The sequence below is a fragment of the Gordonia oleivorans genome (assembly GCF_040044975.1).
In the GTDB taxonomy this organism is placed as follows: domain Bacteria; phylum Actinomycetota; class Actinomycetes; order Mycobacteriales; family Mycobacteriaceae; genus Gordonia; species Gordonia oleivorans.
Genome location: NZ_JBDZDI010000002.1, coordinates 50615 through 69458 on the forward strand (window position 1 = coordinate 50615; position 18844 = coordinate 69458).

The window sequence follows — 18844 nt, forward strand, 5'->3', positions numbered from 1 at the left end:
GTGACCGACGGCCAGACTCGCCCGGTCATCGGCCGGTCGGACGATCTGCGCAGGAGGACACCACGCTCATGACCGAGGAGGAGCATCGCGCGCACCGCCGCGATCAGGTCTTCGGCCTGCTCGGTTTCTTCCGTGACCTGCTGGCCTCCCGCGGTCATGACGTGCGCGACGTCGACGAGCATCCGGCGGTCCTGCCGGTGGGGACCGGCACCCCGATAGCGGTTCGGTCCGGCGCGGCGGCCGGTCAGCTCGTCGTCGAACTCGGGCCCGATCACGTCGGATACGACAGTCTGTCGGCGATGGTCGACGACCTCACCGAGTCGCCCCAGTCCCGGGAACTCGTGCTGGCCGCCGGCCTGCTGACCGTGTCGTCGCCGGATGCGGCGGATGCGGCCACCCCCACCACCACCACGATCCGCGAGTACCTGCTGACACAGCCGGTGGTGGCCGAGCGCGACCCCGACCGGGGCACGATCCGCGTCGCGGTGGCGGCCGGATCGGTCCCGACATTGCACGACGCACGGCTGTTGTCGTCGGTCGAGGGCATCGACTTCGAGAACACCGCGAAGGTGCGAGCGAAGATCGAGTCGCTGCCCAGCCCGATCCATCCGAAGGCCGACGATCTCCTGCACGATTGGGTCTCGCGTGTACGCACCGACGCGGCGGTGTCGGTCGAGGTGGAGTTCGTCGGAGCGCTGGTGTGCCGGCGACGCAGTCCCGACGCGCTGCTCGACTTCTACGAGACGATCCTCACCGACCTGCGCGATGCGCCCGAGGCGGACATTCCCATCGGGCTGGCCCAACTGGTGGCGCCGATCGAATCCGACGAGCGGCTGGCCGCGCTGGCCGCGTCGGGTGCGATGCCCGCCGAGGATCTCGTCGGCGATGCGCTCTTCCCGCTGCCCGCCAACGTCGAACAGCGCGATGTCTTCGCCCAACTCGGTGTCGACAGCGGTGTCGTCGTCGAAGGGCCACCGGGCACCGGGAAGACCCAGACCATCGCCAACGTCGTGTCGGCGCTCTTGGCCAAGGGACAGCGCGTCCTGGTGACCAGCGAGAAGCCCGGAGCGCTGGCCGTCCTCCGCGACATCCTGCCGCCGGAGTTGCGGGCCCTGACGGTGTCCACCGCCGACATCACCCGCGACCGCTTCGAATCGATGGTCTCGGGTGTCGAGGAGATCGCCGAACGCAAGGCGACCTACGTCGACGGTGTCGGCACCGCCGAGATCGATGACCTGACCGCCCGCCGGGAGCAGGCCATGGCCCGCCGGGAACGCGCGTTGCGCGGACTCTGGGAGCTGCGCCGTGCCGAGACCGAGATCCACGAATGGGTGGCCGGCGACTACCGGGGCACCGCCGCGCAGGTGGTCCGTGACTGCAACGCGCACGCGGCGCGATACGACTGGCTGCCGGGACCCGTCGAGGGGGCACTGCCGCCGCTGGAACCCGCCGAGTTCACCCGGGTGCTGGAGTTGTTGCGCACCACCAGGAATCAGCCGTCCCGGCAGGCCCAGCGCTTCGTCGACCTCGACGACTTCCTGCCCGATCCGGCCCGGATGGATCAGATCTGCGCGCGTATCGCCCGTCGCCCCACCGAACCCATGGTCGGCACCGGCTCGCTGATGTCGATCCTGTCCGGCGTCGACAGCGCCCGGCTGATGCGGCTCAAGGGGGTCTGCGATCGCCTCGGCGTGGCCGCGACCGAGGTGGCGGCCTTTCCGCCGGCCATGGTCGACATGGCCGATCGCCTGCTCGCCGGTGAGGCCGCCCATCTGTGGTCGCGCGTCACCACCCTGTCGCCGGTCATCGCCGACGCCGCCCGCCGGGATCGTGATCTCGGCGCGCAGGCGGTCTCGGTCGACGGTGCACGCCCCGGGGATGGCGAATTGTTTGCCGCCGCAGCCGCTTTCCTGCGTGACGGGGGCCGCTGGCGTGGTCGCATGCGGCGATCGGAGGCGCAGCGGGCCGTCGAGGAGTCCGGGGTGGCGGCCACCGTCGACGGTCGGGTACCCACCGACGAACGGTCGTTGCAGGCCGTCGCCGATCACCTCGCCGTGTTCGACGCGGTGTACCACGCGCAGCGGGTGCTCGCCGATCTGCACGTTCCGGTCGACGTCTCGGGAAGTCGGTCATCGCAACTGAATCGGCTGGTCGGACTCGACGAGCGCCTCGGGTGGATCTCGACGTTGTTGTCCGAACGCGACGCGCTGGTGCGCGAACTCGAGGCGATCAGCCCCGGCGGACCCCGACCGCGCAGTGTCGCCGAGGCGGTGGCCGTGGCGCACGACGCCGGTGCCATCGCGGCGGCCAACGATGCACTGCTGGCAGAGAAGGAACTCGGTGACCACGTCTACGCGCTGGCCCCCGAACTGGAGCGTGGGCCGTCTGCGGAGGGGGATGCGCTCATCGCGGCGCTCGCGAGCGCGGACGCAGATGCCATCCAAGCCGCGCGACGGGCCGTGGTGGCGGCCCGGACGCAATGGGAGGACCAGTCGGCCCTGGACCTGCTGATCCTTCGATTACGCAGCAAGGCACCGGAATTCGCGGTCATGCTGGCCGAGACGGCCGACGATCCCGGGTGGGACGGGCGGCTGCGTGAGGTGCGTCGGGCATGGGACTGGCGTCGGGCGCGGACGTGGGCGGAACTGCGCAGCGACCCCGACGGCGAACGGCGCTGGTCGGCGGCGCTCGACGAGTCCGAGGCCGATCTGGTGCAGCTCACCACCCAGTTGGCCGCGGCCCGCGCCTGGCGGGCGTGCCTGTCGCGGGTGACGGTCGCGCAGATCCAGGCGCTGCAGTCCTACCGGGACCACATGATCAACCTGGGCAAGGGATCGGGGAAACACGCACACCGCTTCCGGGCCGCGGCGAGGGAAGCGATGACCGAGGCCGCCGCCGCCGTGCCGGCGTGGGTGATGCCACTGGCCCAGGTCGTGGAAATGTTCCCGGCACAACAGAATTCCTTCGACGTCGTCATCGTCGACGAGGCCAGCCAAACCGATGTCACGAGCGCCTACCTGCTGTGGCTCGCGCCCCGGGTGATCGTCGTCGGTGACGATCGCCAGTGTGCGCCCACCGGCCTGTCGGGCACCACCCTCGACGACGCCTTCGCCGGCCTCGACGCCCACCTGCCCGACCTGCCGCACTACCTGCGTGACGGGCTGACCCCACGGTCGAGTCTGTTCTCCTTGCTGCGCAGCCGATTCGGGCATGTCATCCGGCTGCGCGAACACTTCCGCTCGATGCCGGAGATCATCGGGTACTCCTCGGCACAGTTCTACTCCGACGCGCCGCTGATCCCGGTCCGCCAGCACGGCGCCGACCGACTCGACCCGCTGCGGACCCAACGCGTCGACGGCACCGCGTCCGGGCAGGGCAACACACTGGTGAATGAGGCCGAGGCCGCTGCGCTGGTCGAGGTACTCGTCGAGTGCCTCGCCGACAGTGCCTACGACGGACTGGATTTCGGCGTCATCGCGCTGCAGGGCACCCGGCAGACCGAGGTGATCACCCGGCTGCTGCGTGAGCGGGTGGACGATGCGCAGTGGCGTCGCCGACGGATCCGGGTGGGGACACCCCCGGATTTCCAGGGCGATGAACGACGCGTGATCTTCCTGTCGATGGTGGTCTCCGATCCCGGCGCCATCGCGGCGCTGACCCGGGCCGAATCCCAACGTCGCATCAACGTCGCGGCCTCGCGCGCGATGGACCAGATGTGGTTGTTCCACTCCATCGCGCTCGACGACCTCGGCGAGGGCGACCTGCGCAGATCGCTGCTCGGTTACCTCGAGGCCAACCAGGGCCCCGCGATCGATCCGATGCCCGTCGACATCCCGGACGACCGGCGGGTCGAACCGTTCGAGAGCCTCTTCGAGCAGAAGGTGTTAGACATCCTGTCCCGTCGTGGGTACCACGTCACGCCGAAGGTGGTGGTGAACAACCGATGTATGGATCTGGTGGTCACCGGCGCCGACGGTCGGATGGCGGTGGAATGTGACGGCGACGAGTTCGTCACCACCGGTGCGCAGGCACGCTCGGACATGGAACGCGAACGCGAACTCCGCCGGTGCGGGTGGGAGTTCTGGCGCGTGCGTGAGTCGGAGTTCGAACTCGATCCCGACACCGCCCTGGCCGGACTGTGGGATGCGCTCGACCGTCGCGGCGTGAAGCCGGGGTCGGTGCCAACCGGCCCGGTGCGATCCGAAACCTCTTGGCAGCCGATCGATCTCGCGTCAGGGGAGTAGTGTGGGGTCGGTTCTCTCACCGCTGGGACAGGGCGCTCACCAGCGCGGGCAGGGCGGTGGCGGCGGTGGCCCGCAGATGATGTGATGCCAGCGCGGACAGCGCCGAGGGCTCCGGATTGATCTCGACGACCGGCACGCCGGCCGCCGCGGCGCGCTCGGGCAGCGACGCGGCCGGATACACCACCCCGCTGGTTCCCACCACGATCACCAGATCGGCTGCGCGGAAGGCACTTTCGGCACGTTGCCAGGCGTCTTCGGGTAGGGCCTCACCGAACCACACCACGCCGGGGCGGATCCGCCCCCCGCAGACCGGGCAGGACGGCGGTGTCCTCCGGGATGTCGGCGGGGTGTCGGGATCGGAACCGGGATCGGAACCGGCATCGGACCCGTCGAGCATGGCGTCGGGGTCGTACGGCGTGGCGCACTCCGAGCACCGCGGTGCGAAGAGGCTGCCGTGCAGGTGACTGAGCACCGGGGTGCCGGCGCGCTCGTGCAGATCGTCGACGTTCTGGGTCACGATCATCACCGCACGTGCCTCGGGATCGCCGGGGTCGTCGAGTCCCGCGGTCGGCAGATCGGCGAGGGCGTGATGGCCGGCGTTCGGCTCGGACCGTCGCACGAGCCGGGCGCGCCACCGATACCAGGCCCACATCAGGTCCGGGTCGGCCTCCCACGCCTCGGGGGTGGCCAGTGAGGCCGGGTCGTAGTTCTCCCACAGCCCCACCTGCGCATCGCGGAAGGTCGGGATACCGCTCTCGGCGCTCATGCCGGCGCCGGAGAACACGGTGATCCAGCGGGCCCGCGCGGTGAGGGCGACCACCTCGTCGAAGGCGGCGGCAGAGGTCGTCACGGCAGGGTGCCCATCGCCTCGCGCAGGATGGCGGCGGTCTCGTCGGGGTTCGGATCGCGGCGCACGAGGAGTCCGCGGACGAATCGGATACGGTCGCCGTCGGCGCGCGGAAGCACGTGCAGATGGGTGTGGAACACCGTCTGGAACGCCGAAGAACCGTCGTTGAGGGCGAGGTTGATGCCGTCGACCCCGAGGTCGGAGACCTTCATCGCGGCCGCGATCCGTCGCCCCGCGGCCCACATCCGGGCGCCGTCGTCGATGCCCAGGTCGGCGAGTCCGTCGGAGTGGGTGCGCGGCACGACCAGGGTGTGTCCGCGCATGATCGGGCGGATGTCGAGGAAGGCGACGACGTGGTCGTCGGCGTAGATCTGTCGTGCCGGCGCGGCGCCGGTCACGATGTCGCAGAAGACGCAGTCGGTCATGATCACCACACCCTACGGGGCAGTCTCTTCGGACATCGGAGGTGGACGCTCGACCCACTCATACGACAACGCGCGCGGACGTGTTTCACCTCACATAACGATTAGATAACAGGGGTGCCCTGACCTGCGGAACGCTCGCTCGGTGCGGCAAAAGCGCCCGTGAACTGCCGCAACCCACGGGGGTGTGGCAGGCCACTCGGTGTACGCCTGTGTTACCCGCGAGATTACCGACCGGTATACCGCGGGGTCAGTTCCGAACATGAGGAATCCCTCACTTTTGTGTGCCATGATGGGTCCCACGAACACGTCGACGGTGCTTCACCGATGAAAAGCCGTCGCCCCAAAGGACTTGTGGTGCAGGCGTGTTCAGCACAACAGAGCGACGCGAGGCCAGCCCGAAAGCCAACGGGTGGTGGTCGCGATGACGCACGCCCTGACTCGGCGTCGCCATCGGTCGCACCCCAATCCGGACACAACCCACAGGAGTTCATGTGACCGTCGATCACCACCGCACCGGAAACGCCCGCGCCCAGACCGGGCCCTCGGAGAGCCTGATCGATCGGCTCGAGAACGGCGAGGCCTACGCGATCAGTTTCGGCGGGCAGGGCTCTGCGTGGTTGCCGACGCTGGCCGAGCTGGTGATCGACGCCGATCTCGAACATCGGGTGTCGGCCGTGGTCGAGGCGGCCGAACGACTCGTCGAACCGGTCGCCGACGCGATCACCATGGCGCGCCCCGACGGCTTCCATCCGCTGTCCTGGGTGCACGCCATCGACACCGGTGAGCAGGTCCCCGCCGACGCCGAACTCGCCGACTTCACCCTGTCGGGTCCCGGTGTGCTGCTGACCCAGCTGGCCGCCATCGAATCGTTGAAGAAACAGGGCCTCGACACCACGAGTGCCGCACCGGTCACCGTCGTCGGCCATTCCCAGGGCTCCCTGGCGACCGGTGCCATCTGCGCCGACGGACACGTCGCCGAGTCCGGGCAGGGTCTGCTCCTGGCGATCGCCCATCTCATCGGTGCGGCCGGAACCATCATCGCGCGGCGCCGCGGACTCGCCACCACCGGCGAGGGCTCGCCGATGCTGGCGATCACCGGCATCCGCCCCGAGCGGATCGACGCGCTGCTGCAGGAGTACCGCGCGAACCTGTCGGCCTCGGCCCTCGACGTCGCACCCGTCGTCGCCATCCGCAACAGCCGCACCTCGGTGGTGCTGTCCGGCGCACCGCGCCATCTGCGGGCCTTCGCCGAGCGCTGCGAGCAGGTCGCCGAGGCCGAGGCCGCCGACCGCAAGCGCAAGGTGATCGGCGGCGCGCCGTTCGATCCCACCACCGACCACCTCCAGGTGAGTGTCGCCTTCCACCACCCCGGGATGGCCGACGCGGTCGATCTCGTCGGCGAATGGGCCGCGCTGTGCGGAATCGACGTCGACCTGGCACTGCGTCACGCCCGTTCCATCCTGGTGGAGCCGGTCGACTGGGTCGCGACCGTGGATTCCGTCATCGACGCCGGCGCCCGGTGGATCCTCGACTTCGGCCCCGGTGACCTCGCCACCCGGCTCTCGGCACCGCTGGTCCGCGGTCAGGGTGTCGGACTCGTGGCCGCGGCACTGCGCGGCGGTCAGCGAAATCTGTTCAGCCCCGGCGGTATTCCCGAGGTTGCTCGCCCCTGGTCCGAGTTCGCCCCGACCATCGCCGAGCTGCCCGACGGCCGTCGCGTCGTCGAAACATCGTTCACCAAGCTGACCGGCCGCTCGCCGATGCTGCTCGCCGGCATGACCCCGACCACCGTCGACCCCGCCATCGTCGCCGCCGCCGCCAACGCCGGCCACTGGGCCGAGCTCGCCGGCGGTGGGCAGGTCACCGAGCAGATCCTCGCCGACAACGTCGCCACCCTGACCGACCTCCTCGAGCCCGGCCGGCAGGCACAGTTCAACGCACTGTTCCTCGATCCCTATCTGTGGAAATTGCAGCTAGGCGGCAAACGCCTGGTGCAGAAGGCCCGCGCCCAGGGCGCCCCGCTCGACGGTGTGATCGTCTCCGCCGGTATCCCCGAACTCGACGAGGCCGTCGCCCTCGTCGACGAGTTCGTCGAGGCCGGATTGCGCTTCGTCGCCTTCAAGCCGGGCACCGTGGAGCAGATCCGCTCGGTCATCCGCATCGCCGCCGAGGTGCCCCACCACCCGGTGATCGTCCAGATCGAAGGCGGACGCGCCGGCGGTCACCACTCCTGGGAAGACCTCGACGACCTGCTGCTGGCCACCTACGGCGAACTCCGGGCCCGCCCGAACATCGTCGTCTGCGTCGGTGGCGGCATCGGCACCCCGGAACGGGCGAGCGCCTACCTGACCGGCGCCTGGGCCACCGACCACGGCTACCCGACGATGCCGCTGGACGGCATCCTCGTCGGCACCGCGGCGATGGCCGCCCTGGAGGCGACCACCGCACCCGAGGTCAAGCAGTTGCTCGTCGACACCGTCGGCTGCGACGACTGGATCGGAGCGGGACAGGCCACCGCCGGAATGGCTTCCGGCCGAAGCCAACTCGGCGCCGACATCCACGAGGTCGACAACGCCGCGTCGCGCTGCGGTCGCCTGCTCGACGAGGTCGCCGGTGACGCCGACGCCGTCGCCGACCGCCGCGACGAGATCATCGCCGCCATGGCGCCGACGGCCAAGCCGTACTTCGGTGACGTCGCCGAGATGACCTACCAGCAGTGGCTGGAGCGTTTCGCGACCCTGTCGGTCGGTGCGGCCGACGCCGATCAGCTGCCCTGGGCCGACATCACATGGAAGCAGCGCTTCGTGGAGATGCTGCGCCGCACCGAGGCCCGAATGAACCCGCTCGACTCCGGTGAGATCCCGACGATGTTCGGCGACGTCGCCAGTGTCGAGGACGCCCATGCCGCGATCGATGCCGTCATCGGCGTCTACCCGGCCGTCGAGGTCGACATCCTGCACCCCGCCGACGTCGCCTTCTTCCTCGATCAGTGCCGCACCCCGGGCAAGCCGGTCAACTTCGTCCCGGTGATCGACAAGGACGTCCGCCGGTGGTGGCGCAGCGACTCACTGTGGCAGGCGCACGACGCGCGCTACGGCGCCGACGCCGTCTGCATCATCCCGGGTCCGGTGGCCGTCGCCGGTATCACCCGGGTCGACGAGCCGGTGGGCGATCTGCTCGACCGTTTCGAGGCGCAGGTCGCCACCGACCTCACCGACGCCGGCGCGCAGCCCGTCGCGATCGACTCGCGCCATCGGGCCGGGCTGGTCGCCGACGCCGGCTCGATCACCACGGTGCTCGAGGCCGACGACGTCAGCTGGGCCGGCCGCATCGTCCCGAGTCCCGTTGCCCGCCTGGGTGATCGCGACCGATGGACCGTCGTGTCGCCCGAGCGCGCCGAACACGAGACCTCCGGTGCCGTGGTGGAGAAGGTCGACGACGAGCGCTTCGACCTGATCATCCCGATCTCCTCGGCCGCGGTGCGCATCCCGGTGCGGATCGACTCGTCGGTGCGCGACGGGGGCAGCCCGCTGGTGCTCGCCGACGACGCCGCCGCCGCGATGCGGGAGATCCTGACCGTCGCCGCCGGTGGGTCGCTGGCACAGGTCACCGACGGTGCCTCCACCACCACCGTGTCGTGGAACCCGGATTCGGTGGCCGACCACGCCGCCGTCACCGGTTACACGATGCCCGCACACCTGCATCCGACGACACCGTCGGAGCCCTTCGGTTTCGCGGTTCCCGACACCCTGGTCGGCGCCTGCTGGCCGAGCGTGTTCAGCGTCATCGGCGCGGCCACCACCGACGAGGGCTGCTCGGTCATCGAGGGCCTGCTCGACCTGGTCCACCTCGACCACGTGGTCCGCCTCGTCGGCGACATCCCGACCACCGCCACCGATCTGACGATCACCGCGACCACCGGCACCGTCGCCGACACCGAGGTCGGACGCGTCGTCGAGGTGGCCGTCGAGGTGCGTGCCGGCGATGCGACGATCGCGACGATGGATGAGCGCTTCGCGATCCGTGGACGTCTCGGCGCCGCCGAACTCACCGACCCGGCGCGGGCCGGCGGAGCCCTCGACGACGAGGGTTCGGCCACCCGCAAGACCCTGCGCGTGGCGACCATCACCGCGCCGTCGCGGATGACTGGTTTCGCCGGCGTCTCCGGTGACCGCAACCCGATCCACACCGACGCCTCCGCGGCCCGGCTGGCCGGCCTCGGCGACCCGATCGTGCACGGCATGTGGCTGTCGGCGGCGGCGCAGCAGGTGGTCACCGCCACCGATGCGAAGAACCCCATCCCGTCCCCGCGTCCGCTGATCGGTTGGACCGCACGGTATCTCGGCATGGTCCGTACCGGTGACGAGATCAGTGTCCGGGTCGACCGCGTCGGACTCGACGCGGGCCGCGAGGTCGTCGAGGTCACCGCCAAGGTCGGCGACGACCTCGTGATGAGTGCCACCGGACTGCTCGCCGCGCCGCGTACCGTCTACGCGTTCCCCGGCCAGGGCATCCAGAGCAAGGGCATGGGTCTCGACGCCCGCTCGCGGTCGAAGGCCGCACGCAAGGTGTGGGATCGCGCCGACAAGCACACCCGCAAGGCGCTGGGCTTCTCGATCCTCGCGGTCGTGCGGGACAACCCGACCACCCTGATCGCGAACGGCACCACCTACAGCCATCCCGACGGTGTGCTCAACCTGACGCAGTTCACCCAGGTCGCCATGGCGACCCTGGGCGTCGCCCAGATCGCCGAACTCAAGGAGTCGGGCGGTTTCGTCGAGGGCGCCATCACCTGCGGGCATTCCGTCGGCGAGTACAACGCGCTGGCCGCCTGCGCCGGGGTGCTGCCGCTCGAGGCCGTGCTGGAGGTCGTCTTCCAGCGTGGCGAGGCCATGCATCACCTCGTTCCCCGAGATGAGCAGGGCCGCAGCGACTATCGGATGGCCGCGATCCGGCCCAGCCAGTTCGGTCTGGCCGACGAGGACGTCGCCACCTGGGTGAGCGAATTCGGTGAATCGGCGGGCGAGTTCCTCGAGGTGGTCAACTTCAACCTGCTCGGCTCGCAGTACGCCCTCGTCGGCACGGTGCGTGGCCTCGAGGTGCTCGAGGAGGAGATCGAGCGCCGCCGTCTCGAGTTCGGTGGCAAGCGCTCCTTCATCCTGGTGCCCGGCATCGACGTTCCGTTCCACTCCACGGTGTTGCGCGCCGGTGTCCCGGAGTTCCGCGGCAAGCTCGACGCGCTGCTGCCCGAGGAGTTCGATCCGTCGATCCTCATCGGCCACTACATCCCGAACCTGGTGCCGCGGATGTTCAACCTCGGTCGCGACTTCGTTACCGAGATCGCCGAGTTGGTTCCCTCCGATCCGCTGAATGCGGTTCTCGCGGACTGGGATTCGTGGTCCGCGCAGCCCGCCAAGCTGGCCCGCGTCATCCTGATCGAACTCCTCGCATGGCAGTTCGCCAGCCCGGTGCGCTGGATCGAGACGCAGGACCTGCTGTTCTCCGGCACCGAACGTGACGGCCTGGGAATCCAGCGCTTCGTCGAGATCGGACTGAAGGGTGCGCCGACCCTGTCGGGCCTGGCGACCAACACCCTCAAGCTCGATGCCTACGGCTCGGCCACCACCGAGGTCGTCAACCTCGAACGCGACTCGGACGTCATCCTGGCCAAGGACTCCGGCCCCGAACCCGAGGACGAGGCCGACGAGCCGGCCGCCGATGCGGGTGCCGAGAGCGCCGCCCCGGCAGCGGCCGCCGCACCTGCCGCCGCGCCCGCCCCGGCCCCGGCCGCAGCCGCCGGACCCCGCCCGGACGACATCTCCTTCGGCCCGGCGGATGCGGTCAAGGCCGTCATCGCACTGTGGACCAAGATGCGGGTCGATCAGATCGGTGGCGCCGACACCATCGAGGCGCTCTGCGACGGGGTGTCCTCACGCCGCAACCAGCTGCTCCTCGACATCGGCGGCGAACTCGGCCTCGGTGCCATCGACGGCGCCGCCGAGGCCGACATGGGCGCGCTCGCCTCGACGGTGGAGAGCCTGGCCCGCGGGTACCGCCCGCTGGGCACGGTGCTCACCGACGCGGTCGGCGATCAGATCCGCAAGGTCATCGGCCCGACCGGCAAGCGCCAGTCCTACATCACCGACCGGGTGACCGGCGTCTGGCAGCTGGGCCCCGGATGGGCCCTGCACACCCAGGTCGCGCTCGCGCTGGGCAGCCGCGACGGCGCCAGCGTCCGTGGCGGCGACCTCGGCGATCTGCTCGACGGCGCGGTCGCCAACACCGACGCGCTCGACGGCCTGATCGACCGGGCCGTCGTCGCCGCCGGCGCCGGCCGCGGGATCGCGGTGGCCAAGCCGGCCGCCGAATCCGGCGGTGGGGCCACCGTCGACGCCGCGGCGCTGGGCGAGTTCACCGAGCAGATCACCGGTCGCTCCGGTGCGCTGGCCTCGGCCGCCAACACCCTGCTCGCCAAGCTCGGCCTCACCGAGGAGGTCTCCACCCCGGAGACCGCCGACGATCCCAATGCCGTGGTGGCGCAGCGGGTCAGTGACGAACTCGGCTCGGATTGGGCGCGCACCGTGGCACCGGCCTTCGACGAGGCCAAGGTGGTGCTCATCGACGACCGCTGGGCCACCGCGCGCGAAGATCTGGTGCGGCTGTGGCTGGCCGACGAGGCCGACCTCGGTGCGGACGTCGACGCGCAGGTCGCACGCTTCGTGGGCGCCGGACACACCGTCGCCGAGCATGCCGGCTGGTGGCAGTCCAAGGCGGCCGCGGAGGGACATCCGGTGCACGCCCGCCTCTACGGCGCCATCGCGGCCGCCGCCGAGGAGCCCGGTCAGGGACAGTTCGCCGATCAGGTCGCCGTGGTGACCGGCGCGAGCAAGGGGTCAATCGCCGCATCGGTCGTCGCGGGCCTGCTGGCCGGCGGTGCCACCGTGGTGGCCACCACCTCGCGCCTGGACTCGTCACGACTCGCGTTCTACAAGAAGCTCTTCCGCGAGAACGCCCGCCACGACGCGGCGCTGTGGGTGGCGCCGGCCAACATGGCCGCCTACACCGACATCGACGAACTCGCGGCGTGGCTGGGTGGTGAGCAGACCGAGAACCTGGGCGGGACCACCGCGGTGGTCAAGCCGGCGATGAAGCCGACGTTGCTGTTCCCGTTCGCCGCACCGCGGGTGGCCGGTGACCTCACCGACGCCGGTGGCCGTGCCGAACTGGAGATGAAGGTGCTGCTGTGGTCGGTCGAGCGACTGATCGCCGGACTCTCGGAGATCGGTGCCGACCACGACATCGCCGCCCGTCTGCACGTGGTGCTGCCGGGCTCGCCCAACCGCGGCATGTTCGGTGGTGACGGCGCCTACGGCGAGAGCAAGGCCGCTCTCGATGCGCTCGTGACCCGTTGGGGCGCAGAGGAATCCTGGGGTTCCAAGACCACCCTCGCGCACGCCCTGATCGGCTGGGTCAAGGGCACCGGTCTGATGGGCCACAACGACGGCATGGTCGACGCCGTGGAGGCGGCGGGTGTGCGCACCTGGACCACCGACGAGATGGCGGCCAATCTGCTCGGACTGTGCGACTCCGACACCCGTGTCGCGGCCAAACAGGCGGCGGTCATCGCCGACTTCACCGGCGGTCTGGACCCGTCGATCGACCTGAAAGCCCTTGCCGGAGCGGCAGCCGACGCGGTCGAAGAGGCCGACGAGGATGCGGCCGACGCCCCGGTCACCGTCGCGGCCCTGCCCGCACCGGCACGCGCCACCGCGGGGATGACCCCGCAGTGGCCGAGCATCGACGCCCGGCCGGAGGACATGGTCGTCATCGTCGGTGCCGGTGAGCTCGGGCCGTACGGCTCGGCGCGCACCCGCTTCGAGATGGAGGTCGACGAAAAGCTCTCGGCCGCAGGTGTTCTCGAACTCGCCTGGAACACCGGCCTGATCACCTGGGACACCGCGCCCAAGCCGGGCTGGTACGACACCGAATCCGGTGATCCGGTGGCCGAGGCCGACATCGCCGAGCGCTATCACGACGTGGTCATCGAACGGTGCGGCATCCGTCGCTACGCCGACGACGGCGCCATGATCGACAACACCTCGCCGCTGCTGACATCGGTGTTCCTCGACGAGGACCTCACCTTCTCGGTGTCCTCGGAGGCCGAGGCACGCGCCTTCGCCGCCGCCGACCCGGAACGCACCCGCGTCGTCGCCGACGAGGAGTCCGGCGAATGGCAGGTCACGCGACTGGCCGGCACCGAGATCCGGGTGCCGCGCACGTTCACCCTGACCCGCACCGTCGGTGGTCAGATCCCCACCGGATTCGATCCGACCCGCTGGGGCGTCTCCGCCGACATGGTCGAGTCGATCGACCGGGTGGCGCTGTGGAATCTGGTCGCCACCGTCGACGCGTTCCTGTCGTCGGGCTTCACCCCGAGCGAACTGATGCGCTGGGTGCACCCCGGCCTGGTGGCCAACACCCAGGGCACCGGCATGGGCGGCATGACCTCGATGCGCGAGCTCTACATCAACACCATCCTCGGTGAGTCCAAGGCCAACGACATCCTGCAGGAGGCCCTGCCGAATATCGTTGCCGCCCATGTGGTCCAGTCCTACGTGGGTAGCTACGGCGCGATGATCCACCCAGTCGCCGCGTGCGCCACCGCCGCGGTGTCGGTGGAAGAGGGCGTCGACAAGATCCGGCTCGGCAAGGCACTGTTCGCGGTGGCCGGCGGCTTCGACGACCTCGGCATCGAGGGCATCGTCGGATTCGGTGACATGTCCGCGACCGCGGAGTCGGCCAAGATGGCCGCCCGCGGCATCGACGAGCGCCGTTACTCGCGGGCCAACGACCGTCGACGCGGCGGATTCGTCGAATCCCAGGGTGGCGGAACGATTCTGCTGGCCCGCGGCGACGTCGCGGCGCAGATGGGTCTGCCGGTCCTCGGTGTGGTCGGCTGGGCGCAGAGCTTCGGCGACGGTGTGCACACCTCCATCCCGGCCCCCGGCCTGGGTGCGTTGGGTGCAGCCCGCGGTGCGCTGAGTTCGCCGCTGGCCAACGCGCTGAACGCCCTGGGTGTCTCCGCCGACGATGTCGCGGTGGTCTCCAAGCACGACACGTCCACGCGGGCCAACGATCCCAACGAATCCGAACTGCACGAGCGGCTCGCGGCGGCGATCGGCCGGAGCGAGGGTGCACCGCTGTTCGTGGTGTCGCAGAAGTCGCTGACCGGCCACGCCAAGGGCGGTGCCGCGGCCTTCCAGCTCATCGGGCTGTGCCAGGTGCTGCGTGACGGCGTCATCCCGCCCAACCGCAGTCTGGACTGCGTGGACGAGAAGATGGCCGAGTATCCGCATCTGGTGTGGGCGCGGGAGACCCTGCGTCTGGGAGATCGCTTCCCGCTCAAGGCCGGTCTGCTTACCAGCCTCGGCTTCGGTCACGTGTCGGGTCTCATCGCGGTCGTCCATCCGGAGGCGTTCATCGCCTCGCTGGACCCGTCCGAGCGGGACGAGTACCGTCGCCGGGCCGCCGAACGGGAGCGCAACGGCAGCCAGCGTCTGCTGCAGGCGATGTGCGGTGGCGAGGCCGCCTACCGTCGTCCGCCGAACCGCCGGTTCGACGAGGCCCGTGACGAGCACGACGCCGAGGCCGACCTGCTGCTGGATCCGGCTGTGCGCCTGGGCACCTCGGGTGCCTACGGCAATGCCGTGTCCGGATCGGGCGTGAGCTGAGACATGGCCGTACTGGGAGTGGGGATCGACATCGTGTCCGTCCCCGAGTTCGCCGAGCAATTATCCCAACCGGGTACCACGTTCTCCGACCGTTTCACGGTCGGGGAGCGGCGGGACTCGGCCGCCGGGACCGGTGAGGATGCCCGTCACCTCGCCGCCCGCTGGGCCGCCAAGGAAGCCGTCGTCAAGGCGTGGTCGGTGAGCCGCTTCGCGCGGTCGCCGCTGCTGCCGCTGATCCGGCACAGCGACATCGAGGTGATCACCGACAACTGGGGCCGTCCGGCCATCCGGCTGGCCGGCGAGATCGCCGAGCACCTGCGTGACACCCTCGTGCATGTGTCGCTGACGCACGACGGTCCGTCGGCGGCGGCCGTCGCCATCATCGAGGGAGCCGGCTGAGCAGCCGGGTCCATCACCCCCCGACGTCCGGGCCGCCACACCGCTGTGGCGGCCCGGTCTTGTCTCACGTGGTCTTCGTCTCACATGGTTGAGGTGGATTCCTCGAGCAGCAGGTATCCGGCGAGCATGCGTTTGAGTTCGCTGACGGTCTCCGGGTGATCGTGACCGTCCTGCACGGAGAAGCTCAGCAACGAATACGCGGTGTGGACGAGGACCTGCGACATCATGTCGCGGCGATCGCGCTGCGACGGGGTCAGCGGCGCGATCAGCCGCGCCACCTGCTCGGCGAGCACCCGCTCGTTCTGCGACGCGGTGGCCCGGGTGGCCGGGGTGGACTGCACCGCCAGCCACACCGCACGCCGGGACGGATCGTCGCGCCACAGTGCGGCGAGGTGATCGAGGAACTTCTCGAGCAGCACCGGCCACTCCAACGACGGAACCTCCGAGGCGAAGGCCGTCAGCTCCTCGCGGACCGCGACCGTGTCGAGCCGGTCGAGTTCGCAGACGATGACGTACTTGTTGGCGAAGTACTGATACAGCGTCCCGATGGGAACCTCTGCGCGGGAGGCGATCTCCTCGCAGGTCAGTGACTCGAACCCGACCTCGGTGAGCAGATCACGCGCGGCCGAGAGCATCGCGGAGAACTTGCGTTTGCTGCGTTCCTGAGTCGGCCTCTTGCGGGGGACCAGCGGTTGGGCGGTCATCGTCGTCTGCGCGATCAGTCCAGTTTCATGTCGCGGCGGAGTTTGGCGACGTGACCGGTGGCGCGGACGTTGTACTGGGCCAGGGCGATGGTGCCGTCGGCGTCGACGACGAACGTCGACCGGATGACGCCGGTCACGACCTTGCCGTAGAGCTTCTTCTCCCCGAAGGCGCCCCACGCGGTGAGCACCTCCTTGTCCGGGTCGCTCAGCAAGGGGAACGTGAGGCCCTCGGCTGCGGCGAACTTCGCGAGCTTTGCCGGTTTGTCCGGTGAGATTCCGATCACATCGATGCCGGCGCCGTTCAGCTCGGCCAGACTGTCGCGAAAGTCGCAGGCCTGTTTGGTGCACCCGGGGGTGGCGGCGGCCGGGTAGAAGTAGACGATCACCTTTCGCCCTGCGTAGTCGGCGAGCGAAACCGTATTTCCCTCTGCGTCCGGGAGTGAGAAGGCGGGTGCGGGGTCGCCGACGGCGAGGCGATGTGACTCGGACATGACGCCAGGCTAGCCGATCAACGTCCATGCTCAGCAGCGGTCATGGCGTAGCCTGAGATGGCGCTCACGCCGCAATCGTCCGCGCCGGGAACTTCATCCAGGTGCGGGCGCGTTGTGTCAGCAGTCCCGAACCCGGCCCGGTGCCGGTGTCGGGTGCTGTTCGTTGGGCAATTTTTCCGTTGGTGAGACGTTTTGGAGGACCACGTGGCCGGGGATACCGACCGTATCGAACAGGACATCGCGAAGGCTCGCGAGGAACTGGCCAGCACACTCGACACCCTGGCTGCTCGGGCGAACCCGCAGCGCCTGACCGAGGACGCCAAGAGTGCGGCTCTGGCGTTCGTGAACAAGCCCGCGGTGAAATACGCCATCGCGGGTGTCGGTTCGGTTGTCGTCATTCTCGTCATTCGCAAGGTCATGAGGTGACCCGGGTGCGGGGCGTCAACGCCCGACACGCACTCCTCCTCCTCACCGCCGGCGCCGTTGTGACCGTTTTGCCAGGTTGCACGGCGTCGTCGTCGTATTCCGACACGGTCGGGAACGCGCCGGCGTTGAGTTCGTTGGGGCAGCCGAGTATCGCCGTCACCGGGTGGGCCGATCGCCCGGTGAAGGACAACGCGGTAGGAGTGATGCCGGGTGCGCCGCTCACGGTGACCGCCCATGACGGGAGCCTGAAGTCGGTCGTCGTCACCGGCGACGACGGGCCGGTCGCCGGCACCGTCTCCGCCGACGGCTCCACGTGGACCGCGACCAACGCCCTCGACTTCGGCGCCGACTACACGCTGACCGCGGCGGCTCAGGGCATCGAGGGTGCCGGGGCCAAGAAGCTGACGTTCAGTACCGCCTCGGCGGAGTCGACCGCGTCGGCGTCGAGCGTGACCGCCGAGGGGGAGACCGTCGGCATCGGGCAGCCGGTGATGATCAACTTCGATCAGCCGGTCACCAACAAGCTCAACGCGCAGCGGGCCATCCAGGTCACCACCGACCCGCCGGTCGAGGGTGCCTTCTACTGGGTCAACGACTCGATGCTGCGGTGGCGCCCGGAGCACTATTGGAAGCCGGGCACCAAGGTCGGCGTCAAGGTCAACACCAAGGGAATCGACCTCGGTGACGGCGTGTACGGCGACAACAACCTGAGCACCCACTTCACCGTCGGACGCAGCCTCATCGCGTCCGCCGACGACAACACCCACCAGATCACCGTGTCGATCAACGGCAAGGTCGTCCGCACGATGCCCACCTCGATGGGCAAGGACTCCACCCCGACCAACAATGGTGTTTACATTGTGGCCGAACGGGATCCGAGCGTGATCATGGACTCGTCGACCTACGGGGTGCCGGTCAGTTCGCCCGGTGGCTACCGCGAGACGGTGTATGACGCGACCCGGATCTCCTACAGCGGCATCTACGTCCACTCCGCTCCCTGGTCGCTGGGCGACCAGGGCGTCGACGACGTCAGCAACGGCTGCCTGAACGTCAGCCCGGACAACGCCGAATGGTTCCTCAACACGGCACTGCGCGGCGACATCGTCACCGTGAAGAACGCTGTGGGACCGATCCTTCCGGGTGACGACGGTCTCGGCGACTGGAACATCCCGTGGTCGGTCTGGAAGAAGGGCAACGCCTGACGATCGGTGCGACACCGAGCGGAATACGCTCCTGACCAGCCGATTTCATTTCTGGGGCACCGGTCATGTAATGTTTCCTCTCGGTTCGCCAAGCGCCATTAGCTCAATTGGCAGAGCAGCTGACTCTTAATCAGCGGGTTCGGGGTTCGAGTCCCTGATGGCGCACAAAGAGAAGCCAGGTCAGAAGAAATTTTCCTCTGACCTGGCTTTCTCGTTGAGTGGCCGGGTGTGCCAAGAGCGGCGAACGCCGCCCAGGACCTCGGACCGGCACATCCGATAGATCGACTCCGGCGCAACGAGATCCAGGCGCACGCTGAGGGCCGATCGGGCGTCCCGGTACACCAGCCCGCCGCGATCTACCGGCTGGTGACCGGT

General features: G+C 69.4%; 9 protein-coding genes and 1 tRNA gene. 6 read left to right on the forward strand and 4 right to left on the reverse strand.

The window, feature by feature from the left end; translation table 11 throughout:
- Positions 1 to 68: 68 nt before the first annotated feature.
- Positions 69 to 4244, forward strand: coding sequence for a PDDEXK-like endonuclease domain-containing protein (locus ABLE92_RS03715; protein WP_348803283.1), 4176 nt, complete (start codon positions 69 to 71; stop codon positions 4242 to 4244).
- Positions 4245 to 4260: 16 nt separating this feature from the next.
- Here the strand turns inward: ABLE92_RS03715 and ABLE92_RS03720 are convergent, their stop codons facing one another.
- Positions 4261 to 5094 carry an SIR2 family NAD-dependent protein deacylase gene (locus ABLE92_RS03720; protein ID WP_348803285.1) on the reverse strand — a complete coding sequence of 278 codons (834 nt, stop codon included), beginning with the start codon at positions 5092 to 5094 and terminating at the stop codon, positions 4261 to 4263.
- Positions 5091 to 5516, reverse strand: coding sequence for an HIT family protein (locus tag ABLE92_RS03725; RefSeq protein ID WP_348803287.1), 426 nt, complete (start codon positions 5514 to 5516; stop codon positions 5091 to 5093). The genes ABLE92_RS03720 and ABLE92_RS03725 overlap by 4 nt, the downstream gene beginning before the upstream one ends.
- A gap of 491 nt (positions 5517 to 6007) precedes the next feature.
- Between ABLE92_RS03725 and ABLE92_RS03730 the strand changes: the two genes are divergently transcribed.
- Positions 6008 to 15247: a fatty acid synthase subunit beta domain-containing protein gene (locus ABLE92_RS03730; RefSeq protein WP_348803288.1), complete on the forward strand. Its 9240-nt coding sequence runs from the start codon at positions 6008 to 6010 to the stop codon at positions 15245 to 15247.
- Positions 15248 to 15250: 3 nt separating this feature from the next.
- Complete coding sequence (gene acpS, locus ABLE92_RS03735) at positions 15251 to 15646, forward strand: holo-ACP synthase AcpS (RefSeq protein ID WP_348803290.1); 396 nt, start codon at positions 15251 to 15253, stop codon at positions 15644 to 15646.
- An 80-nt stretch (positions 15647 to 15726) separates the two neighbouring features.
- Here acpS and ABLE92_RS03740 read toward each other — a convergent pair whose 3' ends face one another.
- Together ABLE92_RS03740 and bcp are read right to left on the reverse strand one after the other, a co-directional pair.
- Complete coding sequence (locus ABLE92_RS03740; protein WP_348803291.1) at positions 15727 to 16350, reverse strand: TetR/AcrR family transcriptional regulator; 624 nt, start codon at positions 16348 to 16350, stop codon at positions 15727 to 15729.
- 14 nt (positions 16351 to 16364) lie between these two features.
- Complete coding sequence (bcp, locus tag ABLE92_RS03745; RefSeq protein ID WP_348803293.1) at positions 16365 to 16841, reverse strand: thioredoxin-dependent thiol peroxidase; 477 nt, start codon at positions 16839 to 16841, stop codon at positions 16365 to 16367.
- Positions 16842 to 17045: 204 nt separating this feature from the next.
- On the opposite strand from bcp, the gene ABLE92_RS03750 reads away from it, so the two are divergent.
- The 3 genes from ABLE92_RS03750 (at position 17046) to ABLE92_RS03760 (ending at position 18634) form a co-directional block, all read left to right on the forward strand.
- A complete protein-coding gene (locus ABLE92_RS03750) occupies positions 17046 to 17267 on the forward strand; it encodes a DUF3618 domain-containing protein (RefSeq protein WP_348803294.1) in 222 nt (73 codons plus the stop codon).
- A complete protein-coding gene (locus ABLE92_RS03755; protein ID WP_348803295.1) occupies positions 17264 to 18469 on the forward strand; it encodes a L,D-transpeptidase in 1206 nt (401 codons plus the stop codon). The genes ABLE92_RS03750 and ABLE92_RS03755 overlap by 4 nt, the downstream gene beginning before the upstream one ends.
- Positions 18470 to 18561: 92 nt before the next feature.
- A tRNA-Lys gene (locus ABLE92_RS03760) sits at positions 18562 to 18634 on the forward strand.
- Positions 18635 to 18844: the final 210 nt, after the last annotated feature.